The following is a 16,705-nucleotide window of genomic DNA, read 5'->3' as shown; positions in this document are numbered from 1 at the left end:
TAGGGGGCGGGGCGGCAGTAATGCCGTCCTGCTACCCGACACCGGGAACTGCGACGACGCACCCGGGTGGCCAGCATCTTCCCCAACATGGATTCCTGCCTGCGCCTGGTCTCGGCGCTTCTGGCCGAACTCGACGACGAGTGGATGACCGGCAAGGTCTATCTCAACCTCAACCCGTAACCCCAGCGTCATGACCAACACCACGGAAATTTACAGAAAAAAGGTTGCACAACCCGGCCACGTGTCCTGGCAGAAACACGTCATCGAATTCGACCGTACCGGCTACGGCCTGCGTTACGGCGACTACTACGGAGGTGTCTGATGGCCTTGAATGACCCGAACCTCGGCCTCGCCTACGGCTGGGCCCAGGGCGAACACAACTGGAACGGCGGCATGGACGCCAACCTGAAGCGGCTCGGCGCCGTGGTGGGCCTGTCGGTCAAGGACCGCGATCTCGCCACCCCACCCGCGACACCCGTGGACGGCGATCGCTACATCGTCCCGGCAACCGCCACCGGCGCCTGGGCGGGTCGCACCGACCAGATCGCGGTGCGCATCGCCGGTGCGTGGGAGTACCACGCCCCCAAGATCGGCTGGACCTGCTTCGTCGAGGACGAGGGCGTGCTCTCCGTCTACAAAGCGACCGGCTGGAGCCCCGGCATCGCCGTCTGATCGCATTCTCTTTACTGCATCCACCGAACCCGCCGCCCGGCGGGTTCTTCGTTTCTGGAGACCAGCAATGAGCCCACCCACTCTGCAAGACGGCATGGTCGTCATGCCGCGCGACGAGTTCGAGGAGCTGCTCGCACGCGCAGCCGAACACGGCGCGAGGCGCGCCCTTGCCGACGTCGGCCTTGACGGCGAGGACGCCGCCCACGATATCCGCGAGCTGCGCGGCCTGCTCGAAGCCTTCAACGCCGCCAAGCACACCGCCTGGCAGACCGTGATCCGGCTCGTCACCACCGGCTTCCTCCTGGCGCTAGTCGCGGGCGCCGTCATCAAGCTCAAGATGTTCGGGGGCGGGCAATGATCGAGACCCTGCTTGGCGGCCTCCTCGGCGGGGCCTTCCGCTTGGCGCCCGAAGTGCTGAAGTGGATCGACCGCAAGGGCGAGCGCAGCCATGAACTCGCCATGCAGGACAAGGCCTTGGAGTTCGAGAAGCTGCGCGGCGCCCAGCGCATGGCCGAGATCGGCGCCGGGGCCGACGCAGCATGGAACACCGGAGCCATCGAGGCCTTGCGCGAGGCGGTTGCGGCGCAGGGGCGGCCCTCGGGCGTGAAGTGGGCCGATGCGCTGTCCAGCAGCGTCCGTCCGGTGATCACCTACTGGTTCATGGCGCTGTACTGCGCGGCCAAGACTGCCGCCTTCGTGGGTGCCATCGAGGCCGGGGCGGACTGGATCCCCGCCATCCAGGCGGCCTGGACCGAGGCCGACCAGGCCCTGTGGGCCGGGGTGCTGAACTTCTGGTTCCTCGGCCGCGTGTTCGACCGGGTGCGGCCGTGATCCCCGTGCCGCAAGCGGCCATCGAGTTGGCCAAGCGCTTTGAGGGCTTCCACCGCGTGCCCAAGCACGATCCCAACCGCGCCTATCCGTACATCTGTCCGGCCGGCTATCCGACGATCGGCTATGGTCACCTCTGCGATCCGAAGCACCCGCCGATCACCGAAGCAGAGGCCGAGGCCTACCTCGCCCAGGATCTGAAGGTGGCGCTCGCCGCCACGTTGCGCTACTGCCCGGTGCTGGCCACCGAGCCGGAAGAGCGGCTCGCGGCCATCGTGGACTTCACCTTCAACCTCGGCGCCGGGCGGCTGCAGACCTCGACGCTGCGGCGGCGGGTCAATCAGCGGGACTGGGATGCTTCTGCGCGGGAGCTGAGAAGGTGGGTATACGGCGGAGGAAGGGTGCTTCCTGGTCTCGTTACCCGGCGCGAAGCTGAAGTTGCTTTGCTCCTCATCACAGAACGGCGTTGACCGTAGGAACTGCATCCTTTGTCAACCTGTCAGGGGCCGTTATGGACCGATTCCCATGCTGCGATCTTACATCGCTGCGCAGTCATTCACTCACTCGCTTTCAAGGAAACCACTTGGCTGCTTGACCCTTGGGAATGGACGGCCAGGTTCGGGCTCTTCGAAACGAGGTACCCCAGCGGCTGATCGAGCACGAATGGATAGAGGACGACCTGAGACGATAGGGCAGAGACGGACACCGCTTTGCCGACGTAACGCAGGGCGGCCTCGACCAACCAAACTACGGCCTGCTCGTCGCTGACCACGATCGGCTTCATGCGCACGAGGCGCTTGCCCTTCTCGACGCGCTCGATCGCGCCCCAGCTTGCCTGCGACTGAAGCACCATGTTGGTCATCCGGTACGTGCCTTCACGCTCGCCATAGGCTTCGCTCATTCGGCGATGGACTTCCGCCGAAGCACAATCACCCTGCAGCGCCGAGAGGCGCCCCACCAGCTCCGCCACCTTGCCGAAGAACGGATAGGTGGCAATGGCCATGCCCCAAGTCAGGGCGGCGATAGGGACGCTCGGGTCGGCCTTTAAGATCGCGACGCCACGCTCGGCGAAGTCGGCGAGTTCCGGGCGTGGCGCAAGCCACAAACGATTCAGCACGGTCCGTGTCTTCTTTCGTGCTGCTACACCCAGTCCAGCAGCATCCAGCAGGGCATTCAGCTCATCGAGCGTGCCGAGTTCGGCGCGCACCTTGAGCGCGGCAGCTGCCCATTCGATCGCTATAAAGCGATCAAAGCCAATCTGGGGTGATGACGACGCCATTCGATTCAATTCGCGTAGCTCACTTTCACGAAGGGCACGATTAGTTCCTCTACAGAGACACCGCCATGAACCACGATCTGGTCATCCTTCGGTACGAACGCTCCGCGTCCTCCTGCGAATAGCGGCATGAAGCTCGCCGGAAGTCCAGCGACATCCAGACGGAAGGTCTTCGGATTGGCTGCCGCCGTCTCCGCGATCAAAGTCTCGCTGCGATAAATCCTGACACGCTCCCCGCGCAGCTCAGACGCGACCCCTTCGTTCGGGCGGCCAATGCCCACCGCTTCGACGTTGCCGTGGTCTGCGGTTAGGTAGACGTGGAATCCGTTGTCCAGCAGCATCGAGAATAGACGATCCACGAAGCCCGACTCGCACCAGCTTGCGATCTGGGCTGCAATGCCACGCTTTCCAAGCACTGCCCCATGGATGATCTCGTCGACGGTGTCCACGACAAGGCCAGCCACTTTCAGAGACGGATGGGTCAGGGCTGCTTCAAGCGCGGGGAGGTCATCGGTGCGTTTGATCGACCTGCGGTACAGCACCTCATTTGCGCGAAGACCATGGTCCTGCCAGAACCGTGTCCACTGCGCCGGTTCCTGAGAGGTTGATTCGATGCTGTCGGCGAACTCACGTGGACGCAAGCCGGAGAACAGTGCCTGCCGGGACACTGAAGTCAGGGTTGGCAGCCACGCAAAGCAGGCACTCTCGTCGAACATCAGCCGCTGCGACCGACTGACCACGGTCTCCCGGATCAGTATCCACTGATCTACGGCCAGCCCGTCAAATACCACCAGCGCGATCTTCTTCTCGCCGTTGCCCCGGCGCATCGCCAGATACCTCGGCACATGGTGGACCATGATCGGTCCCTTGGCGGCGGGCAATGACGGCAGGTCCGCATAATGCTTGCCTACCCATTCACGCAACCGATCGTCGGCGGAGATAGCCAGGTCTCGCATCGCGTCCTTGATGCTTTCCGCTCGGGCTGCATCCAATCGGTGAAACCGTGAGATGACTTCGCCTAGGCGACGCGAGAAATGGGTCCAGTCGCGGTGCGGTGACTCGATGGTCGGCACTTCCGCCTTCAGGCTCTTGATGCCTTCAAACACCAGGTTCCGCATCGACGCCGGATCCTGCACCACACCCGCCTTGGCCCACTCCGGCAGGGTGGCCGGTACGCCCTGGACCACCAGCGGGTGCAGCGTGCCATCCAGGAACATTGAGTCGACGATCACGCGGACGTCATGGTGGTCGAAAGGCAGGTCGAGTTTTGCGACGTAATCCGGCGGCGTGGGTTCACCAGTGCGGGTTCCAGTGACTCCCAGCTTGGTGAGATAGCGAAACCAGGCTTCCTGCACGACACGCAGCGTGAGGCTCTTGTGCGCAAACAAGTCGGCGATGGGTATGCCCTTGAAGGCGTCATGCTCACCGACCACTTGCTCCACGTGCTGCGCGAGCACAGGCGGAAGGGCCGCCTTGCGGTAATGGAGACGAAGGAGCTCACGCCAGAAGTCCTCCGGGCGCGTGATCAAGTGGGGGCTGATCCGGAAGATGTGCGTCAGCACGAACTCCTTGGTCGCCGCTTCGCCCAGCGACTGATGCGCGTGCCTCGCCTGCGCCTCGAACAGCGCGGGCAGCATCTCACTACCCAGCTGCCTCACCACGGTATAGCTCAGCCTAGGGAACAACTCAGCGAGACTCAAGGAGAGCTTGCGCGCCTGACGCAGGTAGTCCCAAGGCAAGTCGGCGACGTTCATTCCCCGCAGATGGAGGATCAAGGCACGGGAGGGACCTGGCTCGCCGCGATCCCACGCCGCCCGATAGCGCTCCTCGTACTCTGCCCGGAACGCGATGCTGTCCTCGAAGGGCAGTACTTCAAAGCCGTGCTCACGCAATCCCGACAACACCTGCTCATCCAGCAGCACATCGTCCGGGTCGGCAACGATCCAGAGCCGGGCCAGATCGGCGGGAAACTCCGTCAGGATGCGGTCAACCCAGGCGGTCATGCTGGCGTACCTCCCGGGTGACCAATGCGAAGCATCAGCACCGCATTGAGATCCGGCGTGCAGGCTGTAGCAATCGCCAGCGCTGCCATGCGTGCCTCGTGCTCAGCTACGAGCCGTTTGCGGCGGTGCTCCCTGACGGCGGGAAGGCCGATCCGACCGATTGCCTGGTAACGCGCCTCGAAGGCGTAGCGCGCCCGTTCACGCTCCTCGGCGAGCCAGGCACGGTGCTCCTCCAGCAGCTCGGTAAAAAGCCGCTCACCCTGTGCCTTGGCCGCAGCCAGCGACGTTTCGAAGCAGGCCAAGGCATGCTCTACCTCGACCTTCGGGGCGAGCGTCACGTTCTCGGTCAGCAGCAAATCCCAGATCCGCTTGGCGGTCGGCACGAAGGTGCGGCCATCGTCGGTAACAAACACGGGCAAGAATCGCCGCCGGTTGAAGTTCTCAGAGAGATTGGACGCGTTAATGCTGATCTCCCACAGCGACCACACGCCGTGCACCGTATCGGGCAAGCCGCTGACTGCCGCAATCGGCAGGGGCTGGCCCGCCACGCAGCGCGGCAGTTCGCTGATGACTGCGCGGGCACGTGGATCTTCCAACGTGATCCACTCCATCTCAGGGTTCTGTTCGGCGGTGCGCGCGTCGAAGCAGACACGGGGTGACTCGCTCCCGTCCGCCCACCTCACGCGCCAAGCGTCGCCTGCCTTCTCAGCCGCTCCACCTCTCGCAGGCAACCCGGCGGTGATCGCACGCTCCAACCAATACTGCGCTGGATGATCCCGCCACTTGCGGGCATCGTCTGCTTCCAGCGCGTGGTCTTCCGTCAACAGATCGGTGTCTTTGCGACTGGCGGCGACCTTCTCGCGCACCTGGCTGATGACCGCATCACATTCCTTGTCGATCGACGCTGGGTTTTGCAGTCCATGCACGAACAGCTCGTCGAACAGCGGCTCCACCTCCACCGAATCCATCACGTCGGCTGCCTTGTCGACACCGAACTCTTGGGCGATGACGGCGAGCTTCTCCTCCAGCACCTCGCGCACCCGGTGCTCTACCGTGTCTTCCAGCACGAGGTTGATCGCTCGCACGACATGGGGCTGGCCGATGCGGTCCACCCGGCCGATGCGCTGCTCCAGCCGCATCGGGTTCCACGGCATGTCGAAGTTGACGATGACATGGCAGAACTGGAGGTTCAGGCCCTCGCCGCCGGCATCGGTGGAGATCAGGATCCGGACATCTCGTGAGAAGGCCTGCTGGGCGCGGGTTCTCGCGTCCAGGTCCATCTCGCCGTTGAGCAGTGCCACGGAGAAGCCCCGGCTCTCCAGGAACTCCGCCAGCATGGCCTGGGTGGGAACGAACTCGGTGAAGACCAGCACCTTGAGCTGCGGGTCGTTCTCCTCCTGCTGGAGCCTGTAGATCAACTCCAACAGCGCTTCTGCCTTGGCATCCGTCCCCTGTCGCTCGGTTTCGCGGGCGAGATCCAGCAGCATCTCGACCTCCGACTTCTCCCGCTCCCACCCGCTGGCCTGCACGGCAATGTCGAGCTGGGACTGGCCGTCGAGCTCTGCCCATTCATCCGGGTCCACCGCCTCGACAAAATCGCCGGGAGCGATTTTGGACAGCCGCCAGGCTGGCCCCGAAGGGGGCGGGTCCAGGGATGGGCCCGACAACAGGTTCGCCTGCGCCTGAGGCGCCTCCAGCACGGCCTGGCGCTTCTCCAGGGTGGCGCGGATGGCGGCCGTACTGGACGTCACCAGGCGCTGCATCAGAATCATGAGGAAGCTGATGTGTCGCTGCTTGGCAGCCATCGCCTGGTTGTAGCCGTGCCGGACGTAGTCCGTCACGGCCTCATAGAGCCTTCGCTGAGCGGCATGCCGCTCTTGCCAAGCTACCGGGTGAAGTCGTGTGGACCGAGGCTTGAACAGCGGCTGGCCATCGGCGTCGATGGCGGCCCGCTTCTCTGTGCGGATCACGAACGGGCGCACCCGATCGCGGTCGATGCTGCCTTCGTCCGGAAACGCCTCTCGGTCCAACAACTGCATCAACCGCATGAACTGGTCGGTCTTGCCCTGATGCGGCGTCGCGGATAGCAACAGCAAGTAGGGAGCGGCCTCGGCCAAGGCGGCACCGAGCTTGTAGCGGGCAACCTGCTCAGTACTGCCGCCGAGGCGGTGTGCCTCGTCGATGATCACCAAATCCCAGCCTGCCGAGATCAGATCCTCGAAGCGCTCGCGGTTGTACGTGTTCAGTTGCTCCAGGCTCCAGCCGCGTCGGCCCTCGATGGGTTTGACCGAGTCGAGCGAAACGATTACCTGGTCGTGCATGCGCCAGAGGTTCTCATCGTTCTGGGTGCCGTTGTAGCTTCGCTGAAACTCCCCAGGGTCGTTTTCACGCCACTGGCGGAACGCGGCCAGTTCCGATGGCTCGACGAAGCGGAAGTGCTCGCCGAAGTGCAGCCGCATTTCGGCTTGCCACTGGCGCACCAGTCCTTTCGGCGCCACCACCAGCACGCGCCGCGCCATCCCACGCAGCTTGAGCTCACGCAGGATCAAGCCTGCCTCGATGGTCTTGCCCAAGCCCACCTCGTCCGCCAGCAGGTAGCGGATGCGATCGCGGCTCATGGCGCGGTTCAACGCGTAGAGCTGGTGCGGCAGCGGCACCACGCTGGACTGGATCGGCGCCAGCAGCAGGTTGTCTTCCAGCGCGTCGAGCAGCTTGGCCGCGGCCGCCGCGTGCAGGATCTGCTCCACGGTCGGGCGCACACTGGTCAGTTCGCCCAGATCCTGGGCGCGGGCACGCACCACGGCGTCCTTGGCCGGCAGCCAGACGCGGTAGGCGACCCCCCCCCACACGTCCTGGCGGTCGATCACCCGGCAGGGCGACGCCTGCCGGGCATGCCAGCACCAGTCGCCGATGGCGAAACCGCCACTCATGCCTCATCCTTCTTGAGCACTGCCCGTCCCTGTTCGGTCAAGCGGTACCGCTGCTTGCTGCTCTGGGGCTTGTCGGGAATCGTCATTTCCAGCAAACCGGCCTCCAGAGCGGGCTGGAGATAGGCATCCCCGAAGTGCTTGCGGTCCTTAAGACCTAAGGCGTCCATCAGTTCCTGCCGTGCCATCTCCCCCGTAGCCTTTCTCAATAGCGCGAGGACTTGCGGGGTAACTTGTGGGGTCACTTGGGGGGTGACATGGGGGGTGACATGGGGGGTGACATGGGGGGTGACATGGGGGGGCACTTGCGGGGTGACTTGTTCAGTCGCCCGGGCGAATCGTTGCCGCAGCGCATCCCGTACCTCGAACAGAGTCTCGCTCACTGGCTGAAGCAACTGCTGACGAACCAGGAAATCGGCGATTTGCTTGGCCTGCTGCGTCGTGCTTACACCCAGCCCGCGAATATCGGTCAGGCTGATACGCTCACCAGCTGAGCGTCCGAGCCCGAGGGCCAGCACGTCCGCCTGCTCTCGGGTCAGGTTCACCCCGATGGTCTGGCGGAAACGCTGCATCGCCTCGGTGACCAGCGGCCTGTTGATAAGCACCAGCTCGAACTCTTTACGCGCCTTGTCGTTCTTCAATTTCGGCGGTACGCGCCCCAGGTCGTGCCAGTTGCGGAAGATGGCGCGGATGCCTGTTCCCGCCTGATCCGACAACCCGATTCGCCGGAACGCCTTCACAATGGTCGGGTTGCGTACTTCTTTCTCCGTCGGGTCCAGAAGTTCCGCCTCGGTCGCAAAGGCATCGCCGGGATTCCAGAAGATGGTGCGGTCGGCGAACAGCCGAATGGATGCTTTACGTCCGTGATCGCCGTAGTCCTGATGGATCAGCAGGTTGATCGCAGCCTCCCGGAAGGCCACATAGTCGGGCGGATCGTCATTGCGGCGAAGTGTCGCGGGGTCGAGCGAAAACGGGTGCTCGGCGATCCGCATGTAGCGGGCAACCAGGCCCTGCCATGTCTGGAATATGTTCTCCTCGAAGACGTAGCGGTCATGCCAGCGCTGATCCGCCGACCACTGGTCGAAGGGCGTGTCGATGCGCTGATAGTCCAGCACCGGCCGCGGCAGAATCTGCCGCACATAGCGCCCATCGCCAAACAGCAATACGCCTGCGCGGGTGGGCAGCATGCTGCCGCTCTGTTCGACGATGAAATTCCAGTTGAGCAGAAACTCGATCGGGTCTGCGATCTCCGGGTGCTCCGGATTGCGACGGGCGAACTGCGCTTGATACCACTTGACCGTCTCCAGGTCGAAGCAGCGATCCACCGGGATGTCCGGAAGCGCCATACCGTCATAGCGATCCTGTGCGGCATCGCGCAGGAAACGCTCGAGCTCGCTTGGGGTGCATTGTTCATCGCCCGCGCCTCGGCGGATGTAGCTCTGGCGCGGATCACCTTTGAGATAGACCGGCTTGTCGGCCCGGGATGACTCGGGCACGTGGAAAGCGAAAATATGCTTGCCGTCGATCTCGAACTTCCGCGGCTCAACGGCGATGACGCGGTTCAACTTCTGACCGCCACGCAGCGCAGCCAGAAAATCGTTCTGCACCTTGTCCGGCTCCTCGACCCCGGTGATTTCCAGTTCCCCGTCGCGCTCGCTCACGCCGAACACCAGCCAGCCTCCGGCCGTGTTGGCGAAGGCCGAGACGGTCTTGTAGGCGTCCTCGGGCACGCCGCGCTGCGCGCGTTTGCACTCGAAATCGTTCCACTCGAAGCCGTTCAGGCGCGCGAGCAGCTCATCCTGGTTCATCGTGGCACCTCAATCGCCATCAGGAACCAGCCTCCGTGCGCGTCAGCGCCTGGTCATACCAGAGCAGCAGCTTCTCGTCTTCCTGCAGCGCCTCGTCCGGGATCTTCTGGGCGACCTTGATGATGGTTGCGTAGTCCTTCTTGCTCCATGCGTCCTTGAAGCCGGCGCGCAGCACCTCCAGCCGGAACTCCTTGAGCTTGCGGCCGCTGTGTTGCTGGTATTGCTCGAACTCCTTCAGCAGTGCCTTTTCGCGCTTCTTCTCCAGATCCTGCGCCTTGTTCGGATCCGGCACGTACCAGCGATCCTTGGCCTTGGTGATCAGGCGTGGGTCGCTCTTCTCCAGCCCGCGCAGCTCTTTGAAGTTGGACGAAAGGTAAGCGTGGATCTGGCTCGGGACTTCCCCCGATCCGTCGTACTTCAGGAAGTTGTTGTCCAAGAGCGCCATCAGCTCCGGCTTGGCCTCATGCTTCTTCCAGCCGGCGCCGAGTTGGGTGGTGAACTCAGGGTGAATCTCCTGGTAAGTCGAGGGACGTCTTTTCAGGAAGTCAGCCAACCAGTCGATGGCGCTGCGCTCGTCGGAAACGAACAGCTCCATCTGCGGCGCCTGGGCGGTTTGCGCGCGCTTCTTGTCGTACTCGGCCACCTGCTCGGGCAGGAAGACCATACCGTCGCGCTCTGGAAAGCGGCTGCGCAGGCCACTCAAGAACTCGTCCGACGACAGGGGCACCGGCGCATCGTGGCGCACGAACCAGGCCACCATCCGGTCGTAGATACGCCGCGGGTCGCGCTCGACGATGAACTCCAATTCGCCGTGCTTGGTCTTGGCCACCGGGAGATATCGAAGGTGCGTCTGCACAAAATCCCAGGCCGAGGCTTCGGACGCGCCGCGCTCGGCAAAGCGCTGCTCCAGCCCGCCGTTGGGCTTGTAGGCGGAGATCACCAGGTCTTGCTTCACGGCTGTCGTGGACGTCACCTGCCGATAGCTGCCTTGCACCTTGTCCAGGGCGGTGACCTCGGCCACGACGAACCCGGCCTGCTGCAAGGCCACCTGGATGGCGTTCCAGACGGAGGCGCGGCTGTTGGAGAACACCACGGTCATCCAGCGGCCGGGCTTGAGCACGCGGTGGTATTCGGCGAAACAGCGCTGCATCAAATGCTGGTACTCGGGCAGCGCCTTGTGCTTGAAGCGGTCGATGATGGCCTCCGGCTGGGCGTCGGTCACCACGCCGTGCCATGACTCGACCAGGAAGTTGAGATCGGCGTAGTAGATGTTCTCGCCAAACGGCGGGTCGGTGAAGATGTAATCCACCGAATCGTCGGGCAGCGACAGCCGGGCAGCCGTGCCGGTGCTGATCGCCGTCTGGCCAGCGCCGACTTCTAGCGAGCGGAAGGTTTTGACCAGTTGATTCAGCTTACTTGCAAAACGATAGGAAACCGATATTTCGGCTATTTGCGATGGAACGTAATAAACACCAGTCAGTATTTGATTGGATTGAGAGGTTTGATTTGCGCGGTATCGGTTGAGCACGGACATGGGGCCTATCCCTTGCTCCACCATGAACAGCAAGAACGCCCGGATGCGCGCATCGGGATGCGCCTTTGCCTTTTCCCATAGCTTGCCCATGGCCTGCGCGGCGCGGGGCAGGAAGAAGTGGTGGATGTGGGTGACTCCCGCGTAGTCCATGCGTGCCCGCTCGTGCGTCATGTGCATGGGCGGGATTTCGATGGTCGGCACCTGGGATGGCAGCAGCAATGCCTCGATACGCTGGAGGACTACCAGGTCGTCGGCGGTCGGCTTCTTCTCGTAGCGGGTCTTGCCGACACTGTAGGAGATCAGTGTCGCCGCACGTTTGGGTACCTGGATCGTCTTGCCTGTGCTCGGGTCAAGCTTGGTCGAATACAGTCGTTCGAGCCGAGACTTGGTGAGCTCGGCACCGCAATGCGGGCAGGGAAAGGCGTCCTTGACTCGCTTGGACTCCTCATCCAACGCCTCCTCGGTGAAATTCACTTCGCCGGCGCACTCGGGGCAGCTATAGAGCTGACTCCAGACCGTATACTCGATCCGCCCCTTGGTCTTGCCGTCCGAGTGCAGGGTCTCGTACATCCAGCCGATTTCGGCTTCCAGCTCATCGAGCAGTTGCTTGCCTGCCCTGGCGAAGGCGTCCACATCGAACGGCAGGTTGTAGTTGGCGGCGATGAAGGTGGCCGCGGGCGACAGGTCGTTCAGGACCACACGCCGCGCGCCCCACCTGGGCGCCGGTCGGCCTTCCTTCTTCCAAGCCATCTCGATCTCGTGCCGGTAGCTGGCTGGCGCCGATCCGCACCATTGCGCGGCCACGCCCGTCATGCCCGAACCCGCGAAGCCATCGAGCACGAGGTCGCCCGGCTGCGTGTAGTGCAGGATCGACGGCACGATGGCCAGGTGCGGCACCTTGGTGTGGTAGGAATGCGCCTTGTAGATCGGGTCGGTCTTGCCCACCGAGACGTCGATGGCCAGCGGTTCGCGCCGGTACGGTTCGTTCGGGTCGTAGGGCTTGCCGTAGTGCTTGACGAAGTCCGCGAGCCACGGGTTCGGGCAGGCGGTGTAGTACGGCGGATCGGACATGGCGAGGATGGCCTCATCCGTTCCCTGCGGAAAACCTTCCTGCTTGCGGAATTCCGGGTCCTTCAGCTTTTCGGCGAGCAGCTTGAGAAAGTGATCACGGCGCGCCTGGTCGTTGGGAAAGGACAGGCCCAGGCATTCGACGGGGGCGTTATCGCCTTTTGTGCTCTTGAATAGGGTGCTCATTCTTTGTTCTCGGCGCGGCCGGCCTGAATCAGTGAATTCGCAGACTGCTTGACTGCACCACTGAGGTTGTCGATGGATTTTCTGACTCGCTGCAGTTCGTCCACTACTGGATGGTAGGGAACGCTGGTGCCGATGTAGGGCTGCAGATCAACATGCGTTTTTTCGCTGTACTTGCTCTTGCCGTGCCAGTATTCGGCCGAGACAACAAAGGTGAGCGGACAGACTACAGGATCGGCGTCCTCCGCGAAGATCTTGAATCCCATACCGAGATCGAAGAGCAGTTCCGACATCGGCGGAAGACAGTCGATCGGCTTGGTAAACGCAGAATGCTCGGCCAGATTGCGCGCCTTCGACCGCTCCCCGAACTGGTAGAAGTCCCGGTCGATATGCAATCGAAGGTTCTCCGCTGGCGAGCGGCCGACGTTCCTGATAAGCAGCTGCAACACCGGTGTCCCGAGACGAACCTGTACCGTCACGCAGACATAGGGCCGATTCTGGTCAGCCATCTGGTCGCGCATTGCTGCAACGGCCGCACGGTTTGCGCGCAGGATGAAGAACGTCAGGCCGGCGAATATCGCGGTCAATAGGACGTTCGCGAGCGTCAGCCATTCGGACAAGTTGGCGGGCATCGTTATCTGGCTCACATCAATTACCGGGCTCATCTTCGCCGCGCATCAGTCGATGACAAACCGCAACTTGCCGGCATCCTTGCCCTTGCAGCGCTCGCTCAGGAACGACTCGAAACGCTTGCGCAGATCCTCGGGCGTCGCGGGGGATCCACCAGCGAGCAGCGCCCTCTTGATGTCGTCGCCGGTGACCACGATCTTTTCGAGGCCGGACAGCGCTTCCTGAACCGCTGCGACGAACTCGGGCGTGACCGGATCCGGCAAGGCTTTCGACGCAAGGAAGCCCTTGATCAGGTCACGCTGCTTAGGTCTAAGCAGTTCGAAGTTCGCTTGAATGATCGGGTCATCTAGGTTGTCCAGTAGGGTTCGCTGCCACCCTTCCAGGAGACGATCGAGTTCGTCGTCCAGGGCCTTGAGCACGTTGGCGGCCGGCAGCAGGTCGCCCTGTTCGTTGGCGGGGCGAAAACCGCAGTGCGGGCATACCGGGCTTGTTTCCAGCTCCCTTTCCACCAGGGATGCGCAGCTCTTGAGCTTGTCCAGTCTGTCTTCGAAGGTGGTGAGCTGGCCGGTGGGCATGAGGGAGATGCCAGCCAAGGCGCGCAGGGTCACCATGCGCAGATCCTTGCGCAGAGCGGACTTGGTCTTGTCCTCTGCCACGCCGAGCCGGGCCTTGCTGTGTTGCGCCACGTAGGCGGTGATGTAGTCCTTCTTCAACGTGGCCAGACGCTGGCGGTATTCAGCGGCATGCTGCGCACTGCGGTCCTCGGCGAGCTTGTCGAGAATGTCCTTGCGGGCAGCCTGTGCCTGCTGTACCCAGGGATGATCGCCGGGCAGCACCATTTCGGCTTGGGAGAGGTAGGCGGCAACATTGCCCAGCTCGGCAACCAGGTCACGCAGTCTCTCCACTGCGGCAAGCGCATCGAGGTTCTTCTTCTGAGTCTCGATGTCGTCCTGGGTGATGCGCAGATTCTTGAGCTTGCCGATAGTGTTGTAGGGCGACAGCCCTTCCAGGAAGCCCTTGAGTGCTTCCAGCCTCTGTTGTCTGTCGCGCAGCTCTTCTTCGCGCAGCAGGGATTGACCCCAGAAGCTGAGGCGATTCCGCAGGTCGGTGCCGACGGTCAGCACGCGGTTGACCAACTTGGCGACCGCATCCAGCAGCTCCTTGACGGGCTCCTCCTTGCCCTGAGTCGCCATCTGAGCCAAGCCACTGGGCAATCCCAGCAGCTCGAACAGCGAGCGCAGGACGGCGACATTGATTTCCTTGGGCGGTTCGATGTGCTTGAACTGGATCAGGTCGTCCAAGGATCGTTCGGCCAGGAGCGACAGCTTGCCGGCGTCGATCTTGTCGCCGGTAATCGCCAGCACGATGTCGCCCGAGTAGACCAGGCTGGCCAGCACCGCCACGAGCAGGTCGGGTTCCAGGCGGAAACGCACGGGCGCGAAGTACTCGACGTCGGTGGCGCCGCTGATGAGCTCGCTGCGGTTGAGCACCTGGCCGTGACCTTTGGCCTTCAACCGGTTCAGCACTTCCTGCGCGTACTTGGATCGCGTGGGCTCGATGCGATCGCCGTCCAGCATCTCCAACGCATCGAGGATGGCGATGGCGTCCTTGGTGCGCGTGCCGCCCGCCAGCGCCCTGAGAGCATTGGTGATGAGCTGCTTGCGGTTGGATTCGGTGACCAGCACCGAGAAGGTCGGATATTCCGGCGCCAGATCCGCGAAGTGGGTGCCGAGGGCAAGGCCGGCAGTTACGTTGACGATGTCGCGGAAGTTGGCGCGCTCATCCGGCCCCAACCGGAGCTTGTCGCGCATCGACACGCCCTTGGCCCATTCCTGCAGGGTCTTGGTCTTGCCCTGGTAGGTGACTTCGAAGGCGGTCATCTGCTTGTCCTGCAGCCACTTGCTCATGTCGCGCAGGGCATCCTTGGCCTTGTCCAGGTAGACGGCCTTCGCCGCACCGCTAGCGGTCGATGCCAGTTCCTGGGCTGCGGCGTAGAACGAGAGATGACGCTTGATCGCGTCATCCAGACCCTTCAACCGGAAGAACACCTCGTCCGGCTTGGCTTCGTCGCGAAAACGAGGCGGCTCGAACGGCTGGATGAAATAGATATAGAAGTCGCGCTCGGGCTGGGCGGTCGGCCGATCGTTGGGCGCTCCGAGGAACAGGTAGCCGTTGCGCTCCACGCGGCGTTCCTGCCATTCGACCTGGTGTTGCCAGATCTTGTAGCCGCTGACGTAGGCATGCTCATCGGTGCATTCCATGAGCTGCATGAGCGCGCTGTAGTAAGCGCGGTCCAGCGCGTCGTCCGACAGGGCTTCGGCGCGCTTCTCGATCTGGGCGTCGTAGTCGACGTCCTTTTTGAGATCGAGGTAGTACTGCTCGGTGTCCGGTGCCTTGGAGATGAACTGGCCGTTGACCGTCTTGACGATCTCACGCAGGGTCGTCTGCACGGCGGTCAGCAGGTCGTCGGCGGGCTCACCACCCATATCCTCGATGCCGGGCTGGTACAGGCAAAGCGTGTCACGCAGTTCCTCGGCCGTTGGGCCTACCGGTACGTAGATGTCGCCGCCGGTCGTCAGGCGGTGCACGGACAGCCCCTTGATCACCCGCATGGCCATCGCCTTGTAAGCGGGGCGAGTGAAGGCCTTCTGTACGCGCTCGGAGAGCACCTCGGCCACCTTCAATACTGGGCCGATATTCGGGTCTGATCGCAGCACCGAGTTGGAGGTGACCGTGTCCCAGAACTTGTCGTAGCCGATCAAGCCGGGGCGATCGGTCGGCACCTCCTCATCCAGGAGAGCCTGGATCTGGTCGCGCAAAGTGACCAGCGCGCCGCGCTTTTCGGTGAAGATCAGCCGCTCGAAGGTGCCGATGTAGTCCGGATGGACGGGAAACAGGCGGACATACTCATCCATCCGCTCGTTCATGTTGCTGTAGAACTTGGCGAAAGGCGTGAGGTAGGTGCGGATCTTGTGCTGCTGGTCCGCCGACTTCTTGAGCAGACGCTCCGCCACCACAAAGCTCACGTCCTGGCGGGCCAGCAGGACCTGGGTAAAGCGCTCGTTCACGCGGCGCAGACTGTCGGCCACATGCTGGAAGCGGCTGCTGTCGAAGATGGCTTCCTGCACGCCGGCCACAAAGCGGAAACGCAGGTGCTTGGTGACTTCGCCGATCTCGCGCAGGAAGGACAGATCCAGCACCAGGTCGTGGTCCTTGCGGGAGCGCAGGTATTCGAGGAACTCGTCAACGACGAGGAGGACCCCATGGTTGGGGTGCACCTCGTCGAAGGCAGCCATCATCTCCTCGAAGGCGGCCTTGTTGTTGACCACTTTGTCGGCCGGCGGGAATGCGTAGCTGACGCCCTGGTTCTCCAGGAAGATCTCGAGCTCCTGCGTGATGATGTCGCGCAGGGACATCTGGCTGGAGATCTCGATACGGTGCACCTTGAACTTGCCGGCGATCGAACCGGCAGCCTCCGCGACCTTGGGGTGGTGGATCATCGGGACGTAGGCAGCGTCCTCGGCAATCAGCGAGAGCACCGACATCAAGTGCGACTTACCGGTGCCGTAGTTGCCGACCACGAGCACACCCTTGTGGTCGACCGATTCGTCGAACGAGAGCTGCGGGATCATCTGCTTGGTGATCCGCTCGGCCATGTCGTCGGAAATGACGTAGGTGGCGACGAGCTTCTTTGCCTCATCGGGCCGGTTGGCGTCGAGCAGCTGAATGACCGACTCGATCGGCTCGAACTGAATGAGATCCCCGTAGCGCATGCG

12 protein-coding genes and 1 pseudogene are annotated in these 16,705 nt (G+C 63.0%); 6 read left to right on the top strand and 7 right to left on the bottom strand.

The features are described 5' to 3' along the window. Nucleotides 1-39: 39 nt before the first annotated feature. The 6 genes and pseudogenes from EPD80_RS07385 to EPD80_RS07365 form a co-directional block, all read left to right on the top strand. Nucleotides 40-180 (top strand): annotated as a pseudogene (locus tag EPD80_RS07385) (transposase); the annotation flags it as partial. A gap of 10 nt (nucleotides 181-190) precedes the next feature. Then, nucleotides 191-322 (top strand): hypothetical protein, encoded by a 132-nt coding sequence (locus EPD80_RS11495; protein ID WP_260677383.1) that lies wholly within the window; start codon nucleotides 191-193, stop codon nucleotides 320-322. Further along, nucleotides 322-672, top strand: coding sequence for a DUF2793 domain-containing protein (locus EPD80_RS07380; RefSeq protein WP_024892232.1), 351 nt, complete (start codon nucleotides 322-324; stop codon nucleotides 670-672). The genes EPD80_RS11495 and EPD80_RS07380 overlap by 1 nt, the downstream gene beginning before the upstream one ends. Nucleotides 673-739: 67 nt before the next feature. Then, nucleotides 740-1,030 carry a DUF6127 family protein gene (locus EPD80_RS07375; protein WP_142810725.1) on the top strand — a complete coding sequence of 97 codons (291 nt, stop codon included), beginning with the start codon at nucleotides 740-742 and terminating at the stop codon, nucleotides 1,028-1,030. Then, entirely contained in the window at nucleotides 1,027-1,503 is a 477-nt protein-coding gene (locus EPD80_RS07370) for a hypothetical protein (RefSeq protein ID WP_062537448.1), read from the top strand. Before EPD80_RS07375 ends, EPD80_RS07370 begins: the two co-directional genes overlap by 4 nt. After that, nucleotides 1,500-1,970, top strand: coding sequence for a lysozyme (locus tag EPD80_RS07365; protein ID WP_142810723.1), 471 nt, complete (start codon nucleotides 1,500-1,502; stop codon nucleotides 1,968-1,970). Before EPD80_RS07370 ends, EPD80_RS07365 begins: the two co-directional genes overlap by 4 nt. An 86-nt stretch (nucleotides 1,971-2,056) precedes the next feature. Here the strand turns inward: EPD80_RS07365 and EPD80_RS07360 are convergent, their stop codons facing one another. The 7 genes from EPD80_RS07360 to EPD80_RS07330 are packed head-to-tail and all read right to left on the bottom strand — an operon-like array spanning nucleotide 2,057 to nucleotide 16,702. After that, nucleotides 2,057-2,779 (bottom strand): hypothetical protein, encoded by a 723-nt coding sequence (locus EPD80_RS07360; RefSeq protein WP_142810742.1) that lies wholly within the window; start codon nucleotides 2,777-2,779, stop codon nucleotides 2,057-2,059. A 5-nt stretch (nucleotides 2,780-2,784) separates the two neighbouring features. After that, nucleotides 2,785-4,779: a BREX-3 system phosphatase PglZ gene (gene pglZ, locus EPD80_RS07355; RefSeq protein WP_142810721.1), complete on the bottom strand. Its 1,995-nt coding sequence runs from the start codon at nucleotides 4,777-4,779 to the stop codon at nucleotides 2,785-2,787. Beyond that, complete coding sequence (locus EPD80_RS07350) at nucleotides 4,776-7,709, bottom strand: helicase-related protein (protein ID WP_142810719.1); 2,934 nt, start codon at nucleotides 7,707-7,709, stop codon at nucleotides 4,776-4,778. The genes pglZ and EPD80_RS07350 overlap by 4 nt, the downstream gene beginning before the upstream one ends. Next, nucleotides 7,706-9,514 carry a Fic family protein gene (locus EPD80_RS07345; protein WP_142810717.1) on the bottom strand — a complete coding sequence of 603 codons (1,809 nt, stop codon included), beginning with the start codon at nucleotides 9,512-9,514 and terminating at the stop codon, nucleotides 7,706-7,708. The genes EPD80_RS07350 and EPD80_RS07345 overlap by 4 nt, the downstream gene beginning before the upstream one ends. Before the next feature lie 19 nt (nucleotides 9,515-9,533). Then, complete coding sequence (locus tag EPD80_RS07340) at nucleotides 9,534-12,302, bottom strand: DNA methyltransferase (RefSeq protein WP_142810715.1); 2,769 nt, start codon at nucleotides 12,300-12,302, stop codon at nucleotides 9,534-9,536. After that, nucleotides 12,299-12,964 (bottom strand): hypothetical protein, encoded by a 666-nt coding sequence (locus EPD80_RS07335; RefSeq protein ID WP_142810713.1) that lies wholly within the window; start codon nucleotides 12,962-12,964, stop codon nucleotides 12,299-12,301. Before EPD80_RS07335 ends, EPD80_RS07340 begins: the two co-directional genes overlap by 4 nt. 12 nt (nucleotides 12,965-12,976) lie before the next feature. Then, nucleotides 12,977-16,702, bottom strand: coding sequence for a DUF6079 family protein (locus tag EPD80_RS07330; protein WP_142810711.1), 3,726 nt, complete (start codon nucleotides 16,700-16,702; stop codon nucleotides 12,977-12,979). Between the last annotated feature and the right edge of the window lie 3 nt (nucleotides 16,703-16,705).

The sequence above is a fragment of the Tepidiphilus olei genome, from assembly GCF_006980705.1.
GTDB classification, from domain to species: domain Bacteria; phylum Pseudomonadota; class Gammaproteobacteria; order Burkholderiales; family Rhodocyclaceae; genus Tepidiphilus; species Tepidiphilus olei.
Note: the sequence above shows the minus strand (reverse complement) of the source record. Positions and strands in the feature narration are given on the sequence as shown.

Coding starts and splice junctions, on each gene's coding strand:
- EPD80_RS07330 (WP_142810711.1), bottom strand. CDS start 16,702: ATGCGCTACGGGGATCTCATTCAGTTCGAGCCGATCGAGTCGGTCATT.
- EPD80_RS07375 (WP_142810725.1), top strand. CDS start 740: ATGAGCCCACCCACTCTGCAAGACGGCATGGTCGTCATGCCGCGCGAC.
- EPD80_RS07370 (WP_062537448.1), top strand. CDS start 1,027: ATGATCGAGACCCTGCTTGGCGGCCTCCTCGGCGGGGCCTTCCGCTTG.
- EPD80_RS07340 (WP_142810715.1), bottom strand. CDS start 12,302: ATGAGCACCCTATTCAAGAGCACAAAAGGCGATAACGCCCCCGTCGAA.
- EPD80_RS07350 (WP_142810719.1), bottom strand. CDS start 7,709: ATGAGTGGCGGTTTCGCCATCGGCGACTGGTGCTGGCATGCCCGGCAG.
- pglZ (WP_142810721.1), bottom strand. CDS start 4,779: ATGACCGCCTGGGTTGACCGCATCCTGACGGAGTTTCCCGCCGATCTG.
- EPD80_RS07335 (WP_142810713.1), bottom strand. CDS start 12,964: ATGAGCCCGGTAATTGATGTGAGCCAGATAACGATGCCCGCCAACTTG.
- EPD80_RS07380 (WP_024892232.1), top strand. CDS start 322: ATGGCCTTGAATGACCCGAACCTCGGCCTCGCCTACGGCTGGGCCCAG.
- EPD80_RS07360 (WP_142810742.1), bottom strand. CDS start 2,779: ATGGCGTCGTCATCACCCCAGATTGGCTTTGATCGCTTTATAGCGATC.
- EPD80_RS11495 (WP_260677383.1), top strand. CDS start 191: ATGACCAACACCACGGAAATTTACAGAAAAAAGGTTGCACAACCCGGC.
- EPD80_RS07345 (WP_142810717.1), bottom strand. CDS start 9,514: ATGAACCAGGATGAGCTGCTCGCGCGCCTGAACGGCTTCGAGTGGAAC.